Origin of the sequence: Nitratidesulfovibrio sp. 1201_IL3209, from assembly GCF_036763125.1 — a bacterium.
Lineage (GTDB): Bacteria > Desulfobacterota > Desulfovibrionia > Desulfovibrionales > Desulfovibrionaceae > Cupidesulfovibrio.
Map to the genome: position 1 here is coordinate 1 of NZ_JBAIYT010000124.1, position 242 is coordinate 242.

1 protein-coding gene is annotated in these 242 nt (G+C 76.0%); it reads right to left on the bottom strand.

The window, feature by feature from the left end:
* On the bottom strand, positions 1-242 hold a 242-nt coding region (locus tag V6B97_RS17355), incomplete at both ends, for a hypothetical protein (protein WP_442935506.1).

The window sequence follows — 242 nt, forward strand, 5'->3', positions numbered from 1 at the left end:
AGCCGCCCACGGTCAGGTTGTCCGGCAGGGCCGTGACGCCCGTGCCCCGGAGGTCGAGGGAGCCGCCCACGGTCAGGTTGTCCCGCAGGGCCGTGACGCCCGTGCCCCGGAGGTAGAGGGAGCCGCCCACGGTCAGGTTGTCCGGCAGGGCCGTGACGCCCGTGCCCCGGAGGTCGAGGGAGCCGCCCACGGTCAGGTTGTCCGGCAGGGCCGTGACGCCCGTGCCCCGGAGGTCGAGGGAG